Origin of the sequence: Curtobacterium sp. L1-20 (genome assembly GCF_048755855.1) — a bacterium.
GTDB lineage: Bacteria > Actinomycetota > Actinomycetes > Actinomycetales > Microbacteriaceae > Curtobacterium.
This window is the reverse complement of record NZ_CP151473.1, coordinates 649,412-669,529: the sequence shown is the minus strand read 5'-3', so window position 1 is coordinate 669,529 and position 20,118 is coordinate 649,412. Positions and strand designations below refer to the sequence as shown.

At 71.7% G+C, this 20,118-nt stretch carries 21 protein-coding genes and 3 tRNA genes; 5 read left to right on the top strand and 19 right to left on the bottom strand.

Translation table 11 applies throughout. From position 1 onward, the window contains the following. Window positions 1–18: 18 nt before the first annotated feature. Window positions 19–951: an NAD(+)/NADH kinase gene (locus AAEP86_RS04715; protein WP_420369378.1), complete on the top strand. Its 933-nt coding sequence runs from the start codon at window positions 19–21 to the stop codon at window positions 949–951. Between the two features lie 223 nt (window positions 952–1,174). Here the strand turns inward: AAEP86_RS04715 and AAEP86_RS04710 are convergent, their stop codons facing one another. The 16 genes from AAEP86_RS04710 to tilS form a co-directional block, all read right to left on the bottom strand. After that, on the bottom strand, window positions 1,175–2,245 hold the full coding sequence (locus AAEP86_RS04710; protein WP_420369377.1) for a sigma-70 family RNA polymerase sigma factor: 1,071 nt from the start codon (window positions 2,243–2,245) through the stop codon (window positions 1,175–1,177). A gap of 341 nt (window positions 2,246–2,586) precedes the next feature. Further along, window positions 2,587–2,772, bottom strand: a complete 186-nt coding sequence (locus tag AAEP86_RS04705; RefSeq protein ID WP_420369376.1) for a hypothetical protein — start codon at window positions 2,770–2,772, stop codon at window positions 2,587–2,589. 63 nt (window positions 2,773–2,835) lie between these two features. Next, window positions 2,836–3,042, bottom strand: a complete 207-nt coding sequence (locus tag AAEP86_RS04700; RefSeq protein WP_420369375.1) for a hypothetical protein — start codon at window positions 3,040–3,042, stop codon at window positions 2,836–2,838. Between the two features lie 70 nt (window positions 3,043–3,112). Beyond that, window positions 3,113–3,316: a hypothetical protein gene (locus tag AAEP86_RS04695; RefSeq protein WP_133519636.1), complete on the bottom strand. Its 204-nt coding sequence runs from the start codon at window positions 3,314–3,316 to the stop codon at window positions 3,113–3,115. A gap of 95 nt (window positions 3,317–3,411) precedes the next feature. Beyond that, entirely contained in the window at window positions 3,412–4,914 is a 1,503-nt protein-coding gene (gene lysS / locus AAEP86_RS04690) for a lysine--tRNA ligase (protein ID WP_420369374.1), read from the bottom strand. A gap of 40 nt (window positions 4,915–4,954) precedes the next feature. After that, on the bottom strand, window positions 4,955–5,428 hold the full coding sequence (locus AAEP86_RS04685; protein ID WP_420369373.1) for a hypothetical protein: 474 nt from the start codon (window positions 5,426–5,428) through the stop codon (window positions 4,955–4,957). 11 nt (window positions 5,429–5,439) lie between these two features. Then, window positions 5,440–6,132: a Rossmann-like and DUF2520 domain-containing protein gene (locus tag AAEP86_RS04680; RefSeq protein WP_420369372.1), complete on the bottom strand. Its 693-nt coding sequence runs from the start codon at window positions 6,130–6,132 to the stop codon at window positions 5,440–5,442. Beyond that, window positions 6,129–8,012: a PH domain-containing protein gene (locus AAEP86_RS04675; RefSeq protein WP_420369371.1), complete on the bottom strand. Its 1,884-nt coding sequence runs from the start codon at window positions 8,010–8,012 to the stop codon at window positions 6,129–6,131. Before AAEP86_RS04675 ends, AAEP86_RS04680 begins: the two co-directional genes overlap by 4 nt. Before the next feature lie 8 nt (window positions 8,013–8,020). Beyond that, window positions 8,021–8,542 carry a PH domain-containing protein gene (locus tag AAEP86_RS04670; protein WP_420369370.1) on the bottom strand — a complete coding sequence of 174 codons (522 nt, stop codon included), beginning with the start codon at window positions 8,540–8,542 and terminating at the stop codon, window positions 8,021–8,023. A 53-nt stretch (window positions 8,543–8,595) separates the two neighbouring features. Next, window positions 8,596–9,087 carry a DUF3180 domain-containing protein gene (locus AAEP86_RS04665; RefSeq protein WP_420369369.1) on the bottom strand — a complete coding sequence of 164 codons (492 nt, stop codon included), beginning with the start codon at window positions 9,085–9,087 and terminating at the stop codon, window positions 8,596–8,598. Next, window positions 9,084–9,617, bottom strand: a complete 534-nt coding sequence (gene folK / locus AAEP86_RS04660; protein ID WP_420369368.1) for a 2-amino-4-hydroxy-6-hydroxymethyldihydropteridine diphosphokinase — start codon at window positions 9,615–9,617, stop codon at window positions 9,084–9,086. Before folK ends, AAEP86_RS04665 begins: the two co-directional genes overlap by 4 nt. Next, window positions 9,614–10,003, bottom strand: a complete 390-nt coding sequence (gene folB, locus AAEP86_RS04655; protein WP_420369367.1) for a dihydroneopterin aldolase — start codon at window positions 10,001–10,003, stop codon at window positions 9,614–9,616. The genes folK and folB overlap by 4 nt, the downstream gene beginning before the upstream one ends. Then, complete coding sequence (gene folP / locus AAEP86_RS04650; RefSeq protein WP_420370448.1) at window positions 10,000–10,791, bottom strand: dihydropteroate synthase; 792 nt, start codon at window positions 10,789–10,791, stop codon at window positions 10,000–10,002. The genes folB and folP overlap by 4 nt, the downstream gene beginning before the upstream one ends. A 183-nt stretch (window positions 10,792–10,974) precedes the next feature. Then, window positions 10,975–12,960, bottom strand: a complete 1,986-nt coding sequence (gene ftsH / locus AAEP86_RS04645) for an ATP-dependent zinc metalloprotease FtsH (protein ID WP_420369366.1) — start codon at window positions 12,958–12,960, stop codon at window positions 10,975–10,977. A 178-nt stretch (window positions 12,961–13,138) separates the two neighbouring features. Further along, window positions 13,139–13,690: a hypoxanthine phosphoribosyltransferase gene (hpt, locus tag AAEP86_RS04640; protein ID WP_420369365.1), complete on the bottom strand. Its 552-nt coding sequence runs from the start codon at window positions 13,688–13,690 to the stop codon at window positions 13,139–13,141. Window positions 13,691–13,699: 9 nt separating this feature from the next. Next, on the bottom strand, window positions 13,700–14,737 hold the full coding sequence (tilS, locus tag AAEP86_RS04635; protein ID WP_420369364.1) for a tRNA lysidine(34) synthetase TilS: 1,038 nt from the start codon (window positions 14,735–14,737) through the stop codon (window positions 13,700–13,702). A gap of 50 nt (window positions 14,738–14,787) precedes the next feature. Here tilS and AAEP86_RS04630 point away from each other — a divergent pair, with 50 nt between their 5' ends. Then, window positions 14,788–15,279, top strand: a complete 492-nt coding sequence (locus AAEP86_RS04630) for an inorganic diphosphatase (RefSeq protein ID WP_420369363.1) — start codon at window positions 14,788–14,790, stop codon at window positions 15,277–15,279. Between the two features lie 132 nt (window positions 15,280–15,411). Here AAEP86_RS04630 and AAEP86_RS04625 read toward each other — a convergent pair whose 3' ends face one another. Both AAEP86_RS04625 and AAEP86_RS04620 read right to left on the bottom strand, forming a co-directional pair. Continuing rightward, window positions 15,412–16,872: an NlpC/P60 family protein gene (locus AAEP86_RS04625; protein ID WP_420369362.1), complete on the bottom strand. Its 1,461-nt coding sequence runs from the start codon at window positions 16,870–16,872 to the stop codon at window positions 15,412–15,414. A 33-nt stretch (window positions 16,873–16,905) separates the two neighbouring features. After that, entirely contained in the window at window positions 16,906–18,171 is a 1,266-nt protein-coding gene (locus AAEP86_RS04620) for a M23 family metallopeptidase (protein ID WP_420369361.1), read from the bottom strand. A 301-nt stretch (window positions 18,172–18,472) separates the two neighbouring features. On the opposite strand from AAEP86_RS04620, the gene AAEP86_RS04615 reads away from it, so the two are divergent. The 3 genes from AAEP86_RS04615 (at window position 18,473) to AAEP86_RS04605 (ending at window position 18,747) form a co-directional block, all read left to right on the top strand. Further along, window positions 18,473–18,545, top strand: a tRNA-Glu gene (locus AAEP86_RS04615). 51 nt (window positions 18,546–18,596) lie between these two features. Continuing rightward, window positions 18,597–18,673, top strand: a tRNA-Asp gene (locus tag AAEP86_RS04610). Between the two features lies 1 nt (window position 18,674). Continuing rightward, window positions 18,675–18,747: transfer RNA gene (locus AAEP86_RS04605), tRNA-Phe, on the top strand. A gap of 177 nt (window positions 18,748–18,924) precedes the next feature. Here the strand turns inward: AAEP86_RS04605 and AAEP86_RS04600 are convergent. Then, window positions 18,925–19,935 (bottom strand): aldo/keto reductase family protein, encoded by a 1,011-nt coding sequence (locus AAEP86_RS04600; RefSeq protein WP_420369360.1) that lies wholly within the window; start codon window positions 19,933–19,935, stop codon window positions 18,925–18,927. Window positions 19,936–20,118 lie beyond the last annotated feature (183 nt).

The window sequence follows — 20,118 nt, the reverse complement described above, 5'->3', positions numbered from 1 at the left end:
CCTGGGTACGATTCCGTCATGGAGCAGCCCGTCGTCGGCCTCGTCGTCCACCCGACCAAGAACGTGCAGGAGTCGGTCCTGACCCTGCAGCGCTGGAACGCGTCCGGCCGCGGTCGCCTCGTCGCCCGGCGTGCCGACGCGCAGCGCGTCGGCGGCGGCGTCGACGTGATCAGCGACGAGGACTTCACCGAGGAGGTCGACCTCGTCGTCGCGCTCGGCGGGGACGGCACGATGCTCGGGGCGATGCGGCTCGTGGCGAAGCGCCCGGTGCCGGTGCTCGGCGTCAACTACGGCAACGTGGGCTTCCTCGTCGAGATCGAACCACCGGAGCTCGAGGCAGCGCTCGAACGCCTGTCCGCCGGCGAGTACCAGCTCGAGCCCCACCACGCGCTCGAGGCCCGGCTCTCCTGGAGCGGCGCACGGACGGACTACCTCGCGTTCAACGACCTCACGATCGTGCGACGCCCCGGCGCCGGGCAGGTGTCCGCGGACCTCAGCGTCGGCGGCCTCGGCTACGGGTACTACCGCGCGGACGCCATCGTCGCGGCGACCCCTGCCGGGTCCACGGCGTACAACTACGCGGCCGGCGGCCCGGTGCTCTCCCCCGCCCTGTCCGGGTCGGTCGTGACCCCGGTCGCTCCGATGGCGGGGATCGACCGGTCCGTCGTGCTGGCGGCGCGGGAGCGCTACCGCTTCGACATCGCCGAGGGCACCCGGAGCGCTGCCCTCGAGGTCGACGGGCTCGTCGTCGGCGAGGTCGCCACCGGGGCGCAGCTCGACGTCCGGCTGCGGAAGGACGCCGGCAGCGTGGTGCGCCTGGACGCCGAGCGCCACGGGCGGACCGGACGGGTGAAGCTCAGCCTGCTCGACCTGCCGGTGCGGCCGGACCAGCTCATCGAGCTCATCCCGCAGGACCTGCGGCAGAAGCTCGGGCGCGAGCTCGAGGAGTAGCCGGACCCGTCGGCCCCGGCCCCTCGGCTCCCGGCTGCGGCCCCCCGGCCCCCCGGCCCCCGGCCCCGGCCTGGGCCCGGGCCCGGGCCCAGGCCCGGAAACGAGAGTGGCCCGTCCAGGCAGTCGCCTGGACGGGCCGTCCCATCACCCCACCGGACCGTCTTCCCACGGAACGCCCCGGGTCCCCCAGCCGGCGCGCGTGCACCGGCCGAAGTCGCTGACCTCAGTCGGTCAGGTACAGCTGCATGTCCTGCGAGACCGCCTTGGCGAAGAGCCGCAGCTTGGCGCGGGACTCCACACGGCTGACCGCCTGGCGGGTCGTGTGGACGATCTTCGAGATCTCGTCGAGCGTCATCGGCTTGTCGTCGTCGAGGCCGTAGCGCATGCGGATCACGTTCGCCTCGTCGCTCGGGAGCTCGGCGACGATGGAGCGGATGTCGCGGTGCAGGAGCGTCGTCTCGGTGAGCTCGTTCGGGCTCGCGGCGTCCTCGTCCTCGATGAAGTCGCCCAGCTCGCTGTCGTCCGAGTCACCGACCACCGTGTGGATCGAGACCGGCTCGTGCGAACGGCCCTTGAGGTCGACGAGTTCCTCGACGCTCATGCTCAGCTCGGCGGCGACCTCATCGGGCATCGGCGCGCGGCCGAGGTCGACGGTGAGGTCACGCTCGGTGCGCGAGATCTTGTTGATCAGCTCGACGGTGTGGACCGGGATGCGGATCGTGCGCGCCTTGTCGGCGAGGCCGCGCGAGATCGCCTGGCGGATCCACCACGTGGCGTAGGTCGAGAACTTGTAGCCCTGCGTGAAGTCGAACTTCTCGACCGCACGGACCAGGCCGAGGTTGCCCTCCTGGATGACGTCCATGAACGGCAGGCCGCGCTGCGAGTAGCGCTTGGCGATGCTCACGACGAGGCGGAGGTTCGACGTGATCATGCGCTCCTTGGCGCGCTCACCGTCGCGGACCAGCCAGCGCAGTTCGCGCTGCAGGGTCTTCGGGAGGTCCTTCTCGGTGTTGAGCTTCTCTTCTGCGAAGAGCCCGACCTCGATGCGGCGGGCGATCTCGGCTTCTTCCTCGGCGGTGAGGAGCGAGAGGCGCCCGATGTGGCGGAGGTAGTCACCGACCTGGTCGACGGATGCGCCGCGGACGCCGGCGAGCTGCTCGTCCGCTTCGACCTCGGTGTCGAGCGTGGTGGTCTCGGTGGTGGCAGTGGTCTTGGGTGCTGCCGTCTTCTTGGTGGTCCGGCGCGCGGTGGTGCCAGTGGTCGTCGTCTTCGGTGTTGCGGTCGCGGTCGTCATGATGACTCTCCCTGCGTTCGACGGTGTTGGCCTCGGTGGGGTGATCACGAGTAAAGCGGCCCCGAGGTGTACCCCACAAACCCATCGGATCGATTCTCAGGCTTCTCCGTGCTTCACCCGCCGATCCGTCCCCCACGGGGTACACCACGACGACACCGGGGTCCCCCTCGTGGCCCGTCAGTCCGCTGATTCCGCCGTGTTTCCGGGGGTACCCCCGTGTTTCGAGCGGGTTTCCGACGCTGTACCCCACGAACGTGCGTGCTCTGGATACGAGAACGGGGTACGGCGCCCCGGATCGGTCGGATCCGGTCGTCGTACCCCGAACGAGGAACGGGTGGGGGTCACCAGGAGGGTTCGAGCCACCCCTCGCGGCGCTTGGAGACCTCGAGATCGGCGTCGCGGTCGAACTCGTCGTACTCGCTCTCGATGTCGCCGACCAGGCTGCGGCCGGTGAAGGCGGTCCCGCGCACGGGGACGACCGCGCGGCGAGCGGCGCTCGAGCCGGCGAGGAACTTCGTGATGGACATGCGGACGATGCTCACCCTGCGACGCGTCGCGCGGGTGAACGGGCGGTGACCGGGTCCGGACGGTCAGACGTCGATGTCGTCCTCGTCGCCGTCCGGCCACTCGGCGTCGTCGCGGGCGGGGTCGGCGAGCGCGGGGTGCCCGAAGGCGTCGACGGCGTCGAGCTCGACGGGGTCGTCAGGCCCGCCGGCGCTGACTGCGCGGTCGCTGCTGTCGACCCGGTCGGCGCGGTCGGCTCGGTCGGCGCGGTCGGTGGCGGGTTCGGGGCGCACGACGACAGGGTCACACCGCGCGGTGAACAGCGGGTGTCCAGCGCGCAGCGCGCCCGGGACCCGCCTGGCGCTACTCGGCCGAGGCCGGAGCGGGAGCGGGGACGCCGTGCTCGCGCTCGAACCGCGCGCGCTCCTCGGCCTCGACCTTGGCGTAGACGGCACGCTCGGTGCGGTCGGCCCGCATGATCGCGCGCATGACGAACCAGAAGATGAGGCCGACCACGACGGTCGGCGTCAGGGCGAAGATGATCCCGGTCACGACTCCATGCGGCACCGCAGCATCGTAACCCACTCCGATCCGAGCGGGCCTCGGGCTGTTCCGGGGCCGGCGTCGCGCGCCGCTGGCCTGCCGCTCCGCCCTCCGGCGCCCTACTTGACGAGCGGGAACAGGATCGTCTCGCGGATGCCGAGCCCCGTGATCGCCATGAGCAACCGGTCGATGCCCATGCCCATGCCACCCGACGGCGGCATGGCGTGCTCGAGTGCGCGCAGGAACTCCTCGTCGACGCGCATCGCCTCCGGGTCGCCCCCGGCCGCGAGTCGCGCCTGGTCGACGAACCGCTCGCGCTGCACCACCGGGTCGACGAGCTCCGAGTACGCCGTCGCCAGCTCGAAGCCGCGCACGTAGAGGTCCCACTTCTCCACGACGCCGGGCCGCGTGCGGTGCTCGCGGGTGAGCGGTGAGGTGTCGACCGGGAAGTTCATGACGAACGTCGGGCGGTCGAGCGAGTCGATCACGAAGTGCTCCCAGAGCTCCTCGACGTACTTGCCGTGGGTCGCGTGCGCGACTTCGACGCCCTCGGCCGCGGCGAGCTCCTGCAGCTCGGACAGCGGGGTCGCCGGGGTGATCTCGCGCCCGGCCTTCTCGGAGAGCGACCCGTACATGTCGATGCGCGGCCACTCGCCGCCGAGGTCGTACGTGCTGCCGTCCGCGAGGGTGACCTCGAGCGCACCGCCGGTCACGGCGCGCGCGGCGTTCTGGACGAGCTCCTGCGTCAGGTCGGCCATCTGCTCGTAGTCGCCGTACGCCTGGTACGCCTCGAGCATCGCGAACTCGGGCGAGTGCGTCGAGTCGGCACCCTCGTTGCGGAAGTTCCGGTTCACCTCGAAGACCCGGTCGATGCCGCCGACGACGGCGCGCTTCAGGAAGAGCTCCGGCGCGATGCGCAGGTACAGCTCGGTGTCGAAGGCGTTCGAGTGGGTGACGAACGGACGGGCCGAGGCGCCGCCGTGCTGGGTCTGCAGCATCGGCGTCTCGACCTCGAGGTAGTCGTGGCCGGCGAACGTCTGCCGGAGCGACGACATCACCGCGGCCCGGGCGCGGACGGTGGCGCGCGCTTCCTCGCGCACGATGAGGTCGAGGTAGCGCTGGCGGACCCGCGTCTCCTCGTTGAGCTCGTTGTGCAGGTTCGGCAGCGGCAGGATGGCCTTCGCCGCGATGGCCCACTCGTCCACCATGATCGACAGCTCGCCCCGTCGCGACGAGATCACGCGGCCGTGCACGAACACGTGGTCGCCGAGGTCGACGAACTCCTTCCACCGCGCGAGCGACTCGTCGCCCACCTCGGCGAGGGACACCATCGCCTGCACGCGGGAGCCGTCGCCGGCCTGCAGGGTCGCGAAGCAGAGCTTGCCGGTGTTGCGCGAGAACACGATGCGTCCGGCGACGCCGACGACGTCCTGGGTCTCCTCGCCGGTCTCGAGGTGCGCGTACTGCTCGCGGACCGCGGCGATCGTCGTCGTGATGGGGAGCTCGGCCGGGTACGCCTCGATCCCCGACTCCAGGAGCTTCGCCCGCTTGTCGAGCCGGACCTGGCGCTGCTCGCTGGTCTCCTCGGCTGACAGGACGTCTGCGGCGGTCTCTTCGCTCATGCTGGTGCGGCTCCGATGGGTCGTGGGGGTCCCGTCGATGCTACCCGCGCGCGGGATCCGACCCGGAATCGCGCACCCGGGCGGGCGACACCGATCCGGGAGCCGGGCGGCCCTGCACGCGGAGCACGACGAGTGCGGTCGACGACGCGGCGTACGCGGCGGCCACGAGCACGGAGACGACGGCCCCGCCGAGGTCGAGGCGCTCGGCCGCGAGCCCACGGGCGACGACACCGTCCGCCACGAAGTACGCCGCGAGCAGGTACCCCACGACCGGGCCGGCAGTCATCCGCCACCAGGCACGCGGTGGGGCGACCGGTTCGCCGGGACCGCGGAACACCCGGACGCCGACGAGCACCGTCGCCAGGAACCACAGCGCACCGAGCAGGCCCACCGCCGACGGGGACACGTCCAGTGCGAGGAGCAGGAGCACCACGAGCACCTCGACGACCGCCGAGGCGACGACGTACCCGACCTTCGCCTGCGCGGTGGTGATGCGCCACGGCTTCGTCTGCATGTGTCCCCCCTCTAGAGCGTCGCCTGGCCGTCGGCTGCGGCGAGTGCGTTCTCGACGGCCGACCGTACCAGGGCGCCGAGGACCCGACCGGGGTGCTCCACGCCGATGCCCTCGAGCGTGCCCGCGGACTGGTCGACGATCGCGGTCGAGAAGCTCACCGCGGCACGGACCGCGTCGGCGTACGCGGGCCGGTCCCCCTCGGCGACGACGAAGGGCTCGGCCCCCATCTCGACGACGAGTGCCTGCGCGATCGGCAGGACCGGCGACGGCGCGGTCACGGCGCAGTACGCGTCGCGCAGCCGTGCGAGGTCGACGCTGGTGCCCGTGAACGCCATCGCCGGGTGGATGGCGAGCGGGATCGCCCCGGCGGCCATCGCCGGGGCGAGGATGCCGACGCCGTGGTCCGGGCTGGTGTGCACGACGAGCTGCCCGGGCTGCCAGATGCCGGCGTCCGCCAGCCCCTGGACGAGGCTCGCCAGCTGGTCGTCCGGGACGGCGAGGAGCACGAGCTCGCTCCGCTCGACCAGGTCCGGTGTGGCGAGGACGGGCGCGCCGGGGAGCATCGCCTCGGCACGGTCGCGGCCCTCGTCCGAGACGGCGGTCACCCCGACCACCGCGTGTTCCGCGTTCGCCAGGGCGGCGCCGAGGACCGGTCCGACGCGTCCCGCGCCGACCACGCCGACGCCGAGTCGTCCGGCCCTCACCGTGCGGCTCCGGGTGGCGGGACCGCGCCCCAGGGCGAGTCGGGAGGCACGGTGCCGGTCGCCGGGTGCGCCCCCGGACCGCGGGTGGTCGCGTCGGCCTCGGCGCGCGCGGAGCCGTCGGCGTCGGACTCGTGCTGCGCGGGCGCGGAGCCACCGATGTCGGCCCAGCCGGCGGCGACCGTCGTGCGGCCGTCCGCCCACCCGGCCCCGGCGGTGGGGGCGAGGCCCTGCGGGGCCGCGGCGTGCGCACCGGGCCGGTGCCGCGCCTCCCGTTCGCGCCAGCGGTGCGACGTGTCGGCCGCGGCGGCCTCGACGGCACGGGCGGCGGTCTCGGACCACAGTCGCTGCGCGTCCAGGGCGTCGAGCGCGCCGACGCTCGCCGAGACCGGCCCCTGCACGGTCTGGACGTGCACCGAGGCGAGCCGCAGCGCGCGCTCGACCGGGCCCTGCGAGACCTTCACGCTCTGCACGCGCGGCAGCGGGACGATCACGAGCGACCGCCAGACGGCACCGAGCCGGAGCAGGACCGCACCCGGGACGAAGCGGTACCCGTTGCGCCGGAACGCGAACGGCCGCAGCCACGCGCCGCGACGGGGCGAGTGCACGAAGCCGCCGCGGTCGCCCGTCGTGGTGAGGCTGTCGTCGACGACGTCGACCGCCTCGGACGAGCCCTCGCGGAGCTGCTCCTGCGACGCCGAGGGGCCGACGACCGCGGTGCCGACGAGGCCCGGCAGGATGATGTCCAGGACCTCGCGGACGTCCCGCGCGGTGCCGACGGGCAGCACGATCGAGGACACCTGCTGGTTGTTCGAGGCCCCGTTGCCGGCGTTCGACGCCCGGTTGATCCGCACGTCCCACCAGCCGAACGGCCGCCAGAGCAGCGGCTGCGCGACGCTCACGGCGTGGATGCGGCCGGGCGGCAGCGTCTCGTTGGAGGTGGACACGAGGCCGAAGCCGATCCGGATGCCGTCCCGGGTCTCGGCGATCGTGTACTGCAGCGACCGCGAGAACTTCCGGACGTAGTAGCCGCCCGCACCGATGACGGCGGGGAACAGGCCGAACAGGATCCCGTACTCGCCGGTGAGGGCGACGCTGACGACCATCGCCGCGACCGCCAGCAGGATGAAGACCGTCGTGCCGGACAGCAGCATCGACGCGATGAGACGACCGGGGTGCACCTTCACGATGCGGGTCGCGTGCACCGCGGCGGGGTCGAGCTCCGGCGAGAAGACCTCGTCGACCCGGTCCTGCAGCGCGCCGTTCGAGACGCGCCCCGGCCAGGTGCCGGCGTCGTCGTCCTTCGCGCCCGACGCGAGCACGAGGATGCGCTGACGGAGGTCGTCGGCGGCCTTCGTGCCGAGGTACGCGAGCTGGACGTTCGCGTCGTTGCCGGCCTGCGCGATCTCGAGCTTCGCCGTGCCGAAGATGCGCGGCACCAGCGGCCGCGAGATGTTGATGCCCTGGATCCGGTCGAGCCGCGCCTTGCGGTTCGTCCGGAAGAGCACGCCGGACCGGACCTCGACGATCTCGCCGGTGACGCGGAACTCGTGCATCCGCCAGGAGAGGTAGAACAGGCCGATCAGGACCACGAGCAGCACGACGATCCCGAGCACCACCCACCCGACGACGCCGTGCTCGTAGACGTAGCGGACGGGGTCGCCGTCGTCCTGCGGGCCACCGCCGGGGATGAAGAACTCGACGAGCTGGTCGCGCAGGCTGTTCAGCACGTAGCCGAGGACCACGATCAGGAAGATGCCGCCCTTGAGGAGCGGGGTCAGCGGGTGCAGACGGTGCCACTCGCCGTCGGTCAGCGGGGCTGCGGCGGCCGCGTTGCCGTGCGTCGGCGGAGCTGGCGGCGGGGGTCCGGGGCGGAACGTCACGAGCGGGCCTACAGTCCGGCGCGACGGGACTCGGCGAGCTCGACCAGGCGGTCCCGCAGCTCGTCCGCGTCGGTGGCCGGGATGCCCGGGATCCGCACGTTCGTCGACGCCGCGGCGGTGACGAACTTCAGCTCGCTCATGCCGAGCGCGCGGTCGAGCGGCCCACGGTTCACGTCGACGAGCTGCATCCGGCCGTACGGCACCGACGTGAAGCGCTGCCACATCAGGCCGCGGCGCAGCACGAGGTCGTCGTCGCGCAGCGCGTAGCCGATCGCCCGGACGCGGCGCGGGGTCAGGACGGCCGTCGTCCCCGCGACCACGAACACCACGATGGCGATGAGCGACCAGACGACGCCCGCGGGCCGTCCGAAGCCGCCGGTGACGACCGCGATGATCACGCAGCCCGCGGTGACGACGACCCCGATGGCCACGGCGGTGATGAGCTCGGTCCAGACGAGCTTGGGCGACACCCGGGTCCACCGGGTACCGGTCAGGCCGAGGCCCGGCTCGTCGAGTCGTTCACGCGGCATCGCGGGTCTCCTGCGGTCGGGTCTGGTCGGCACGCCTGGGACGGCGCAGCGGGTCAGTGCGCCTGCGTCGTGCCACCCCGGGGCAGGTCGTCGTCGTCATCGTCACCAGGCGGTGCGATGCACATCCGCTCGGCCACGATGGCGCACACCGTCAGCACGAGCCCACCCCCGACCGCCACGGCGTTCGGCAGGACCGAGCCTAGCGAAGGGAACGCCGAGCGGGTCAGGAGGTACACGAGCAGCCCCGCGGCGAACCCGCCGAACAGCGAACCGGCGATGCTCGACGCCTTCGCCAGGACGACCACGCGGATCGCGTACAGCGGGTCGACCGGCCGCTGGCGGAACGCACCGTCGCGGGCGTGCCGGCGGACGGGGCGCGCCATCAGGACGACGGCCACGCCGATGAAGGCGAGGGTGACGCCGAGCGGCGTCGCGAGGAACAGGGTCGGGACCTGCCGCGAGGCCAGGACCGCGTCGAGGGCGAAGCCCGCCACCGCCGCCACGAGGGCGACGCTGATGAGCGTGGAGGCGCGGGTCGGCTTCACGGACGGACCCCGGTGGTGTCGGTGTCGTCGAAGAGCCGCGGCTCGTCGACACGGTCGGTGTCGTCGCCGACCGCGGCGAGCAGGTCGGCCACGGGCCCGACGCCGGGCAGGACGGCGTCCGGGTCGGCGTCGAGCCACGGCGCGAGCACGAACGCCCGCTCACCGGCGCGCGGGTGCGGCACCGTCAGCGTCACGGTGTCGACCGTGCGGTCGTCGTACGCGACCAGGTCGAGGTCGAGCGTGCGGTCCCCCCACCGGACGGCGCGGGTGCGACCGTGCTCGTCCTCGATGCCGTGCAGCGCGTCGAGGAGGTCCTGCGGCTCGAGCTCCGTCTCGACGACCACGACGGCGTTGCGGTACCGGGGCTTCGTCGCGTCCGGGCCGTCGAGCGTGACCGCGACGGACTCGACCTCGTGACTGGACGCCACCGGGCGGACGCCCGGCAGCGCGGCGATCGCCCGCGCGGCGGCGCGGAGCGTGTTCCCACGGTCGCCGAGGTTGGCTCCGAGGGCGACGACGGCGCGGCTCACTCTTCTTCCTCGTGCGGCAGGCTCGCGCCCCGGCTGCGGCGGATCGTGATCGACACGTCCGTGAACGGCACCGTGATCGGCGCCTGCGGCTTGTGCACGGTGACCTCGGTCGCGAGCGCCGCGGGGTGCGTGAGCACGGCGGTGGCGATGCGTTCGGCGAGGGTCTCGATGAGGTCCACCGGGTCGCGCTCGATCTCGGCCACCACCTGCTCGGCGAGGACGCCGTAGTGCACGGTGGCGTCGAGGTCGTCGGTGCCGGCTGCTGCCCGGGCGTCGACCTCCACCGCGACGTCGACGACGAAGTCCTGCCCGTCGGCGCGCTCGTGGTCGAAGACCCCGTGGTGTCCCCGGGCGCGGACCCCGGTCAGTCGGATGATGTCCCTCACGATCGAGCTGCCCTCCAGGCGTCCCAGACGTCGAGCACGGCACGGGTGGGTGCCGGGTCGTGCACGCGCACACCCCACGCACCGCGCTCGGCGGCGAGCAGGCTGATGGCGGCGGTGGCGAGGTCGCGGTCCTTCGGCGGGGACCCGGCAGCGCTGCCGACCCCCTCGAGGAACCGCTTGCGCGATGCGGCGACGAGGACGGGCAGGCCGATCGAGGCGAACCGCTCGTACCCGGCGAGGATCTCCCAGTTCTGCGCGCCCTGCTTGGCGAACCCGAGGCCCGGGTCGATCACGACCTGCTCCTGCCGCACGCCCAGGACGATCAGCTCGGCGACGCGCAGCTCGACCTCGCGCCGGACCTCGTCGACGGCGTGCACGTACTCGGCGTTCCGGTACATGCGGTCGCTGTGCCCACGCCAGTGCATCACCACGAACCCGGTGCCGGAGTCGCGCACGACCCGGACCATGTCGGGGTCGGCCAGGCCGCCGGAGACGTCGTTGACGATCGCGGCGCCGAGTTCCACCGCACGTTCGGCCGTGGCGGCGTTCATCGTGTCGACGCTCACCGGGATGCCCTCGGCGACGAGCTGCTGCACGACCGGCAGCACGCGGCGCTGCTCGACCTCGACCGGGACGCGGTCGGCCCCCGGCCGGGTGGACTCACCACCGACGTCCACGATGTCGGCACCGGCGGCGGCGAGCGCCCGTGCGTGCTCGACCGCGGCGTCGTACGCCTCGTGCAGCCCGCCGTCACTGAAGGAGTCGGGCGTCACGTTGAGGATGCCCATCACGCGGGTGCCGTCGGTGGTCGGCGCACCACGGTCCCGCCGCCGGCCGGTCACGATCTCCGGCACCGGGGCGGGTGCTCGGAGGTCGATCGCGACCGTCGGCGGTTCAGCGGCTGCGGCACGTGCGCGGCTCACCTCGGCGAGCCGACGCGACCGTCTCGTCGGCAGGTCGGTCATGCCGGCCTACGCGGGGGCGATACCCGGGTTGCCGAAGGGTCGGCGACGGGGCTTCGACGACCCGGTGTCGGACGGCTCGGCCGCGGTGGAGGCCGCCTTGCCGGGGACCCCGATCGCGGGCAGGTCGCTGACCGGACGCTTGTCGCTCGACAGCCACTGCGGGCGCTCCGGCAGCTTGCGGACGTCCTTGAAGATCTCCACGAGTTCCGGTGCGTCGAGCGTCTCCTTCTCGAGGAGCTCGCCGGCCAGGCGGTCGAGGATGTCGCGGTTGTCGTTGAGCACCTGGTAGGCCTCGTCGTGCGCGGCCTCGAGCAGTGCACGGGTCTCGGCGTCGACCGTCTCGGCGATGTTCTCCGAGTAGTCGCGGCCCGTGCCGCCGCTCATGTCACGGCCGACGAACGGCTCGCTGGAACCGGACCCGAGCTTCACGGAGCCCACGGCACGGCTCATGCCGTACTCGGTCACCATCTTGCGCGCGGTGCCCGTCGCCTTCTCGATGTCGTTCGACGCACCCGTGGTGGGGTCGTGGAACACGATCTCCTCGGCGACGCGGCCGCCCATGGCGTAGGTGAGCTGGTCGAGCAGTTCGTTCCGCGTGACGGAGTACTTGTCCTCGAGCGGGAGCACCATCGTGTAGCCGAGGGCGCGGCCGCGCGGGAGGATCGTGATCTTCGTGACGGGGTCCGTGTGCCGCATCGCCGCCGCCGCGAGCGCGTGGCCGCCCTCGTGGTACGCGGTGATCAGCTTCTCCTGGTCGGACATGATGCGCGTGCGCCGCTGCGGGCCCGCCATCACGCGGTCGACCGCCTCGTCGAGGGCACGGTTGTCGATGAGCTGCGCGTTCGAACGGGCCGTCAGGAGCGCGGCCTCGTTCAGCACGTTGGCCAGGTCGGCGCCGGTGAACCCGGGCGTCTTGCGGGCGAGGAGCTCGAGGTCGACGCTCGCGGCGAGCGGCTTGCCCTTCGCGTGCACCTCGAGGATCTGCTTGCGACCCTGCAGGCCCGGCGCGTCCACGCCGATCTGGCGGTCGAAGCGGCCCGGGCGCAGGAGCGCCGGATCGAGCACGTCGGGACGGTTCGTCGCGGCGATGAGGATGACGTTCGTCTTGCCGTCGAAGCCGTCCATCTCGACGAGGAGCTGGTTCAGGGTCTGCTCGCGCTCGTCGTTGCCGCCACCAATGCCGGCGCCGCGGTGACGACCCACGGCGTCGATCTCGTCGATGAAGACGATGGCGGGCGAGTTCTGCTTCGCCTGCTCGAAGAGGTCACGGACGCGGCTCGCGCCGACACCGACGAACATCTCGACGAAGTCCGAACCGGAGATCGAGTAGAAGGGCACGCCCGCCTCGCCGGCGACGGCGCGCGCGAGCAGGGTCTTGCCGGTGCCGGGAGGGCCGTACAGCAGCACGCCCTTCGGGATCTTCGCGCCGACGGCCTGGAACTTGGCCGGCTCCTTGAGGAACTCCTTGATCTCCTGGAGCTCCTCGATCGCCTCGTCCGAACCGGCGACGTCCGAGAAGGAGACCTGCGGGTTCTCCTTGTTGTTCATCTTCGCGCGGGACTTGCCGAACTGCATGACCTTCGAGCCGCCGCCCTGGGCGCTCGACAGGAGGAACCAGAACAGGGCACCGATGATGAGGAACGGCAGCAGGATGCCGAGCAGCGACAGGAACCAGTTCGACTGCTGGACGGTGTCGTTGTAGCCCTTCGGCAGGTTCGCGTCGTTGACGGCCTGGATGACCTCTTCACCGCGGGGCGTCGAGTAGTAGAACTGCTCGTGCGCGTTGCCGTCCTTCAGGGTGAGGTCGACCCGCTGCTCGGTGGAGTTCACCACCACGGACGAGACCTTGCCGTCGGAGAGCTGTTCGAGGCCCTTCTGCGTGTCGATCTGCTGTGTGCCGGACTGGCTGATCACGGCCCAGCCGATCCAGATCCCCACGATCGCAATGAGCACGTAGATGTACGGCCCGCGGAGGATGCGCTTGAAGTCCATGTGATCCGGGCGAGCGCCCGACACCTTTCTCTGCCGAAGTTGCGTGCTGGTCAGCATACGGCGGCGATTCTGTGCCGAGAATGGATGTCCTCTGCGGGCGAACTCACAGCCCCCGACGAGTCGCCCGGACGGGGGCCAGGTGCGTCAGGAGGCAGTGCCCGTCGGGAGGCAGTACCCGCTACGAGTACACGTGCGGGGCGAGCACGCCGACGCCGCGCAGGTTGCGGTAGCGCTCGTCGTAGTCGAGGCCGTAGCCCACCACGAAGGCGTCCGGGATGTCGAAGCCCACGTACTTCACGTCGACCTCGACCTTGGCGGCCTCGGGCTTGCGCAGCAGTGCGACGATCTCGACGCTCGCGGCCCCGCGGGACTCGAGGTTCTGCTTGAGCCAGGACAGCGTCAGGCCGGAGTCGATGATGTCCTCGACGATGAGGACGTCCCGCCCGTGCAGGTCGGTGTCGAGGTCCTTGAGGATCCGCACGACGCCGGACGACTTCGTGCCGGAGCCGTAGGACGACACCGCCATCCAGTCCATCCGCGCCTGCATCTTCAGGTGGCGGGAGAAGTCCGCCATGACCATGACCGCGCCCTTGAGCACGCCCACCAGGAGCGGGTCGCGTCCCACGTAGTCGGCGTCGACCACCGCGGCGAGTTCGGCGAGCTTGTCGTCGAGCTGCTCAGGGGTGAAGAGGACTTCGGACAGGTCTGCCTGGACGTCGGAGAGTTCCACCACACCAGCCTAACCGCGCGGGCGGTCCGGTCCGGCGCTGAACGCGAGACGGTCGCCGGAGCGGGAGGCCCGGACGCCGGGCAGGTCGATCGGCCCCTGCCCGCTCCAGTCGGTCACGAGCCGGCACACCTCGAGCGTCTGCACGCGCGAGAGCGTCACGCCGAACTCCCCTTCGACCGCCAGGCGCACGAGTCGCTGCCGGAGTGCCGGCGGGTTGGCCGCGAGCTCCCGCACGGACAGGGAGATGCCGGCCTCGGAGTGCTCGGCGAGGTCCTCGGCCATCTCCTCGGCGAAGTGGTCGAGCGCCGCGGAGTCCTCGCGCAGCTGGTCGGCCGTCCGGGCGAGGGCCTCGGGCACGCCGGGGCCGAGCGCGCGTTCGAGCGCCGGCATGAGGTCGTTCCGCACGCGCACCCGGGCGAACGCCGGGTCGTCGTTCTGCGGGTCCTGCCACGGCGCCAGGCCGGCCGCCGCGCACGCCTGCCGGGTCGTGTGCCGGCGCACGCCGAGCAGCGGTCGCCCGTACGCGGGTGGCGCGTCGCGGCGCGTCAGCGGCGCCATGCCGGACAGCGAGTCCGGTCCGCTCCCGCGGGCCAGGCCCAGCAGCACGGACTCGGCCTGGTCGTCGAGGGTGTGCCCGAACAGGACGAGGGCCGCCCCCGTGCTCGACGCGACCTCCGCGATCGACGCGTGTCGCGCCTCCCGGGCGGCTGCTTCCGGACCCCCGTCCGACCCGACGACGACCCGACGGACCGTCACCGGTGCGAGTCCCAGCTCGGCGGCCTGCCGGGAGGCGCGGGTCGCCACCGCCTCGGACCCCGCCTGGAGCGCGTGGTCGACGACCACCGCGCCGGCGCGCAGGTCCTGCTTGGGCGCCTCGAACGCGGCGGCGGCCGCGAGCGCGAGCGAGTCCGGTCCGCCGCTCAGCGCAACGAGCACGAGGTCACCCGGACGCAGCACCGTCTCGTCGACGGCGCGGGCGAGCAGGGTCCGGACCGCGCGCCGGGTGTCGGCGACCGCGGGATCCAGCCGGGGACGCGGAGAGTTCACCCGGTAACGTTAGCCGCGCTTTCCGTTCAACCGACAGACCAGGAGCACACATGGCCGCGTACGACGTCGTCGTCGAGATCCCCAAGGGCAGCCGCAACAAGTACGAGGTGGACCACGAGACCGGTCGCGTCTACCTCGACCGCGTGCTGTTCACGTCGTTCGTGTACCCGACGGACTACGGCTTCTTCGAGAAGACCCTGGCCGACGACGGCGACCCCGTGGACGCGCTGCTGCTGCTCGAGTTCCCGACGTTCCCGGGCGTCGGCGTGAAGGTCCGCCCGGTCGGCGTCTTCAAGATGAGCGACGAGGCCGGCAACGACGAGAAGGTCCTCGTCGTGCCCGCGAAGGACCCGCGCTGGGCGCACATCCAGGACATCGGGGACGTGCCGGAGCAGACGAAGGCCGAGATCGCGCACTTCTTCGAGCGCTACAAGGACCTCGAGCCGAACAAGTGGGTCAAGGCCGAGGGCTGGGGCGACGCGGCCGAGGCCGAGCGCATCGTGCAGGCCGGTCAGGCCGCGTACGTGCCCGGCTCGCACTGAGCCACCGGCGTCCGCGCCCCCGGGCGTCCGCGCCCGCCGGGTGTCCGCGCCCGCCGGGTGTCGCACCCCGCAACGAACAACGCGCCCCGTCCTGACGGGGCGCGTTGTTCGTTGCGGGGTGCGGTGCCTCGGCTAGAGCGAGCCGCTCGGCCGCGCGACGTACGGCAGGAGCTGGCTCGGCGTCCAGATCGCTCGCTCGACGACGCCGACGCGGACGTTCGCGGCCTCGACCATGCGGCCGTTCCCGGTGTAGATCGAGTCGTGGTACCCGCCCGAGGCGGCTCCGTTGTTCGAGTAGAAGAGGATGTCACCGGGCTGACGCTGGGACATCGGGACGAGCCGACCGATCGACTTGAAGTAGTTGTACTGCCAGACGACGTTGTGGCCGCCGGTGGCGATCCCCTGCGAGCTGTAGGCCGCCATCACGAGGCCGGAGCAGTCCCACGCGTTCGGGCCCTCACCCCCGAACTCGTACGCGTCGCCGATCTGGGCCCGGGCGAAGGCGATCGCTCCTGCGGCCCGTGACGGGGTGCTCGGTGCCGGTGCGGGCGCACTGGGCTTCGGCGCAGCAGGCTTCGGCGCGCTGGGCTTCGGGGCTGCCGGCTTCGGTGCGGCCGGCTGGGGGGCGGCGGGCTGGGGCGCCGCCGGCTGCGGCGCAGCGGGCTGCGGTGCCGTCGACGTGCCGGTACCCGAGCCGCTGCCCGAGGGCGTCGCGGGCTGGCTCGACGTGGAGCCGCCACCGGCGCTCGGGGCGGAGGACGAACCGCCACCGGTGCTCGGCGAGCCGCTCCCGCTCCCACCCGTCGCGGTGGTCTGCGCGGCGAGCTGCGCCTCGGCCTGTGCCGCGCGCTGCTGGGTGAAGTACGCGCTCTCGGCGGCGACGGTCGATCCCTTGAGGAACGCCAGCTGCTCGAGGACCTCGTCCTGCTGGTCCTGCGCGGCGGTGAGCTCCCCCTGGGCCTTCGCTGCGGTGTCGTTCGCGGCGTCGAGGGCGGTCTTCGTCGTCGCCGTCGCCTTCGCCAGCGCCTTCGTGGCCTGACGCTTCTGGGCCGCCAGGGACTCCACGGTCTTCTGGTCCGCCTCGGCCTGCGCGAGCACCGTGGCCGAGCGCTCCGAGAGGTGCGCCATCGTGCCGACCTGGTAGAGCAGGTCCTTCGCGTCGGACGCGTCCACGAGCATGCTCGTCGACAGGTCGCCGCCGCCGGTCCGCGAGAGCTCGACCACGAGCGCCGCGACCTGGCCGGCGGAGTCGTCCGCGGCCTTCTTCGCCCGCTTCGACTGCGCGCCGAGGTCGTCGAGGGTGGACTGCGCCTCCTGCTGCTCCGACGCCGCGAGGGAGTACGTCTGCCCGGCCTGCTGCACCACGATCCCGGCCTGGTCGGCTCCGTCCTGCAGCGTCGACAGTCGCGAGGACAGCTCGTCGACCGTCTTCTGCTTCGCTGCCTGGTCCGCCTTCGCAGCCTGCACGTCGGCCCACGACGGGGCGTCGGCCGGGGTCGCGCCCGCGGGTCCGGCGATCCCCACCGACAGCCCGATGCCGAGCAGCGAGACGGTGGCGATGCCGCAGGCGAGGGAACGTGCAGGCTTCTTCATCTGGGGGTCAGGGCCTCTCGGGCGCGCACACGGTCATACCGAGATCCCCCGCGCAGCCATGAAGGGGACCGGGTCGACGGCGGAACCGTTGATCCGGGTCTCGAAGTGGAGGTGGCACCCGGTCGACCACCCGGTCGACCCGATCTTCGCGATCTGCTGGCCGGCGCTGACGTGCTGGCCGACCGACACGAGGATGCCGCCGTCGACGATGTGCCCGTACGCGGTGGACACGCCGCCGCCGTTGTCGAGCACGACCTCGTTGCCGTACCCGCCACCGTTCGCGGCGAAGGTCACCGTGCCGGAGTGGGCGGCGTAGATCGGGGCGTAGCAGGCCGGGGCCAGGTCGACGCCGGCGTGCAGTGCGCGGTAGTGCGTGTAGGGGTCGACGCGGTAGCCGTACGGGCTCGTCTGGTAGCCGCCGGCGGGGCGGACCCAGCCGGACGCGTTCGGCGATCCCCCGCCGGAGCCGCCGGAGCTGGTCGCCGCGGCCTTCGCGGCAGCGGCGGCCAGGGCGGCGAGCCGGGCCTTCTCGGCCTGGACGCCCTTGTTGTACCGCGACTCGACGTTCGCCTCGTTCGTGGTGAGGAGGGTCAGCTGCGCCTCGAGCCGGGTCTGATTGTCGCTCTGCGCGTCGACGGCGGTCTGGGCGTCGTCGGCGGCCTGCTGCGCTTGCTGCATCTTCTGCTGCGCGGCGTCGGCGAGCTTGCCGAGGGCGTCCTTCGCGAGGTCCGCGCGGTCGGCGAGGCCCTGAGCCGTTCCGCGGTCCTGGCTGGCCTGCGAGTAGATGCCGTCGGCCTGCTCGCTGAGCTTCGACATCGCGCCGAGCTCGTAGAGCAGGTCACCGGACTTCGACGGGTGCGTGAGGATGTCCGTCGTCACGTCGTTGGCACTGGCTCGTCCGAGCTGCGCGGCGAGCTGACCGGCCTGCTCCTCGGACGCCGCTGCGGTCTTCTCGGCGTCGTCGGCCTGCTCCTGGAGCTTCTGCTGCTTGAGCGTCGCGTCGTCGTACTTCGTCTGGGCCGTCTGGTAGGCGGTCCCGGCAGCCTCGGCGGACTTCTTCGCCGCGGACGCCTTCGTCGACAGGTCGGAGATGAGCGCCTTGATCTCGGTGACCTTCGCCTGCTGCGCGGACTTCGAGGCCTTGGCCTTCTGGACGTCCGACCAGCTCGGGTAGGACGCCGCGCTGGCCGCGGTCACCGGCGCCAGGGCCGCCAGCGTGCCGGCCGCGAGCGCGACAGCGACCGCGGCGGCGACGAAGCGGCTGCGGGGGCGGAGGGAGAGCGATGGTGAGGTCGACATACATCTCGATTTCGTAACAGCGCGGCAAGGCTCACGCACGTAACACTGTCAACAGGCGCAACAGTAACAACAGGTGTCGCACCCGCACACCCCCTCGCACGAGGGGTACGGGACCGACGACGATGGTCGCATCCGATCATCGACAGCACGAATCCGGGCCTGGTGGCCCAGGGTGAGTGAAGTCCTGCGGCCGCGCTCCGCCACCGCGACACGCCGGGCGTACCGCGGCGGCGGCCCTCGATTTGTGAAACCCCGGGAGCATCCGTATGCTTGTCCATCGGTAGCGCGAAGCACCGCTTGCGGCCCTATCGTTTAGTGGCCTAGGACACCGCCCTTTCACGGCGGCAGCACGGGTTCGAATCCCGTTGGGGTCACTCTTCGCAGAGTGAGCAAGCAAGCAGAGCACTACCAGAACAACTCAACATGGCCCTGTAGCGCAGTTGGTTAGCGTGCCGCCCTGTCACGGCGGAGGTCGCGGGTTCAAGTCCCGTCAGGGTCGCCACGGCTGGATAGCTCAGTTGGTAGAGCGTTCGACTGAAAATCGAAAGGTCCACGGATCGATGCCGTGTCCAGCCACGGTGAAGAGCCCCTCACGAGAGTGAGGGGCTCTTTTGCGTTGCCGGCACGCGCGGAGCGGCTCGTGCCGTCGCGCGGCCGTGCGGTCGTCCGGACCGGAATCGAACCACGATCCCGACGTCGAACCAGGCCGCGCGGCTGGTTCGACGTCGGATCCGTGGTTCGATCCGCAGTGGGCTACGCCTCGCGGGTCTTCGGGCTGCTGTCGTTCGTCTTCGCCGGGTCCCGCTCCACCACGGAGCCGAGCGCGTCGTCGATGCGCGACATGAGCTCGGCGGGGATCTGCACGCCCGCCGCACCCGCGTTGTCGTGGACCTGCTCCGGACGCGATGCACCGATGATCGCCGAGGCGACGTTCTGGTTCTGCAGCACCCACGCCACGGCGAGCTGCGCCATCGAGAGGCTGAGCTCGTCGGCGATCGGCTTGAGGTCCTGCACGGCCGTGAGCACCTCGTCGCGCATGAACCGCTTGATCATGTCCGCGCCGCCCTTGTCGTCGGTGGCGCGCGAACCCTCGGGCAGCGGCTGGCCGGGCTGGTACTTGCCGGTCAGCACACCCTGGGCGATCGGCGACCAGACGATCTGGGAGATGCCGAGCTCCTCGGACGTGGGGACGACCTCGCCCTCGATGACACGCCAGAGCGCCGAGTACTGCGGCTGGTTCGAGATGAGCTGCACGCCGAGGTCTTCGGCGATCTCGTGGCCGGCACGGAGCTGCTCGGCCGTCCACTCCGAGACGCCCACGTAGAGGACCTTGCCCTGGCGGACGATGTCGGCGAACGCCTGCATCGTCTCCTCGAGCGGGGTCTCGTGGTCGAACCGGTGCGCCTGGTACAGGTCGACGTAGTCGGTCTGCAGGCGCTGGAGCGACCCGTCGATCGACTCGAGGATGTGCTTCCGGCTCAGGCCCGTGTCGTTGTGCCCCTTCGGGCCGGTCGGGCCGAACACCTTCGTGGCGATCTCGACGGACTGGCGCCGCTCCCCCTTGAGCGCCTCACCGAGGACGGTCTCGGCGCCGGTGTTCGCGTAGACGTCGGCGGTGTCGAACGTCGAGATGCCGACCTCCAACGCGGCCTTGACGCAGGCGATCGCGGCGTCGTTCTCGACCTGGGAGGCGTGGGTGAGCCAGTTGCCGTAGGTGATCTCGGAGACCTTGAGGCCCGAGTTGCCGAGGTAGCGGTACTCCATGTGCGTGTCACTCCTGTCGTGGACCGCGTCGGTGCGACCCGAACCGTGACGGTAGTCCACCGGCGGCGGCGTCCTCCCCAGCCCGGCGCCTCGCACTGTACGGTGAAACATCAGGGGGCCGGAGACAGTGGCCATGACCGGGGCAAGACGAAACCCCGGCGATGTGGCCGTGGCCAGTGATCG

Excerpts from the sequence above, each read along its gene's own strand:
- AAEP86_RS04715 (WP_420369378.1), top strand. The coding sequence starts at position 19 with ATGGAGCAGCCCGTCGTCGGCCTCGTCGTCCACCCGACCAAGAACGTG.
- AAEP86_RS04710 (WP_420369377.1), bottom strand. The coding sequence starts at position 2,245 with ATGACGACCGCGACCGCAACACCGAAGACGACGACCACTGGCACCACC.
- AAEP86_RS04705 (WP_420369376.1), bottom strand. The coding sequence starts at position 2,772 with ATGTCCATCACGAAGTTCCTCGCCGGCTCGAGCGCCGCTCGCCGCGCG.
- lysS (WP_420369374.1), bottom strand. The coding sequence starts at position 4,914 with ATGAGCGAAGAGACCGCCGCAGACGTCCTGTCAGCCGAGGAGACCAGC.
- AAEP86_RS04685 (WP_420369373.1), bottom strand. The coding sequence starts at position 5,428 with ATGCAGACGAAGCCGTGGCGCATCACCACCGCGCAGGCGAAGGTCGGG.
- AAEP86_RS04670 (WP_420369370.1), bottom strand. The coding sequence starts at position 8,542 with ATGCCGCGTGAACGACTCGACGAGCCGGGCCTCGGCCTGACCGGTACC.
- folP (WP_420370448.1), bottom strand. The coding sequence starts at position 10,791 with ATGGGCATCCTCAACGTGACGCCCGACTCCTTCAGTGACGGCGGGCTG.
- ftsH (WP_420369366.1), bottom strand. The coding sequence starts at position 12,960 with ATGGACTTCAAGCGCATCCTCCGCGGGCCGTACATCTACGTGCTCATT.
- AAEP86_RS04630 (WP_420369363.1), top strand. The coding sequence starts at position 14,788 with ATGGCCGCGTACGACGTCGTCGTCGAGATCCCCAAGGGCAGCCGCAAC.
- AAEP86_RS04625 (WP_420369362.1), bottom strand. The coding sequence starts at position 16,872 with ATGAAGAAGCCTGCACGTTCCCTCGCCTGCGGCATCGCCACCGTCTCG.
- AAEP86_RS04620 (WP_420369361.1), bottom strand. The coding sequence starts at position 18,171 with ATGTCGACCTCACCATCGCTCTCCCTCCGCCCCCGCAGCCGCTTCGTC.
- AAEP86_RS04600 (WP_420369360.1), bottom strand. The coding sequence starts at position 19,935 with ATGGAGTACCGCTACCTCGGCAACTCGGGCCTCAAGGTCTCCGAGATC.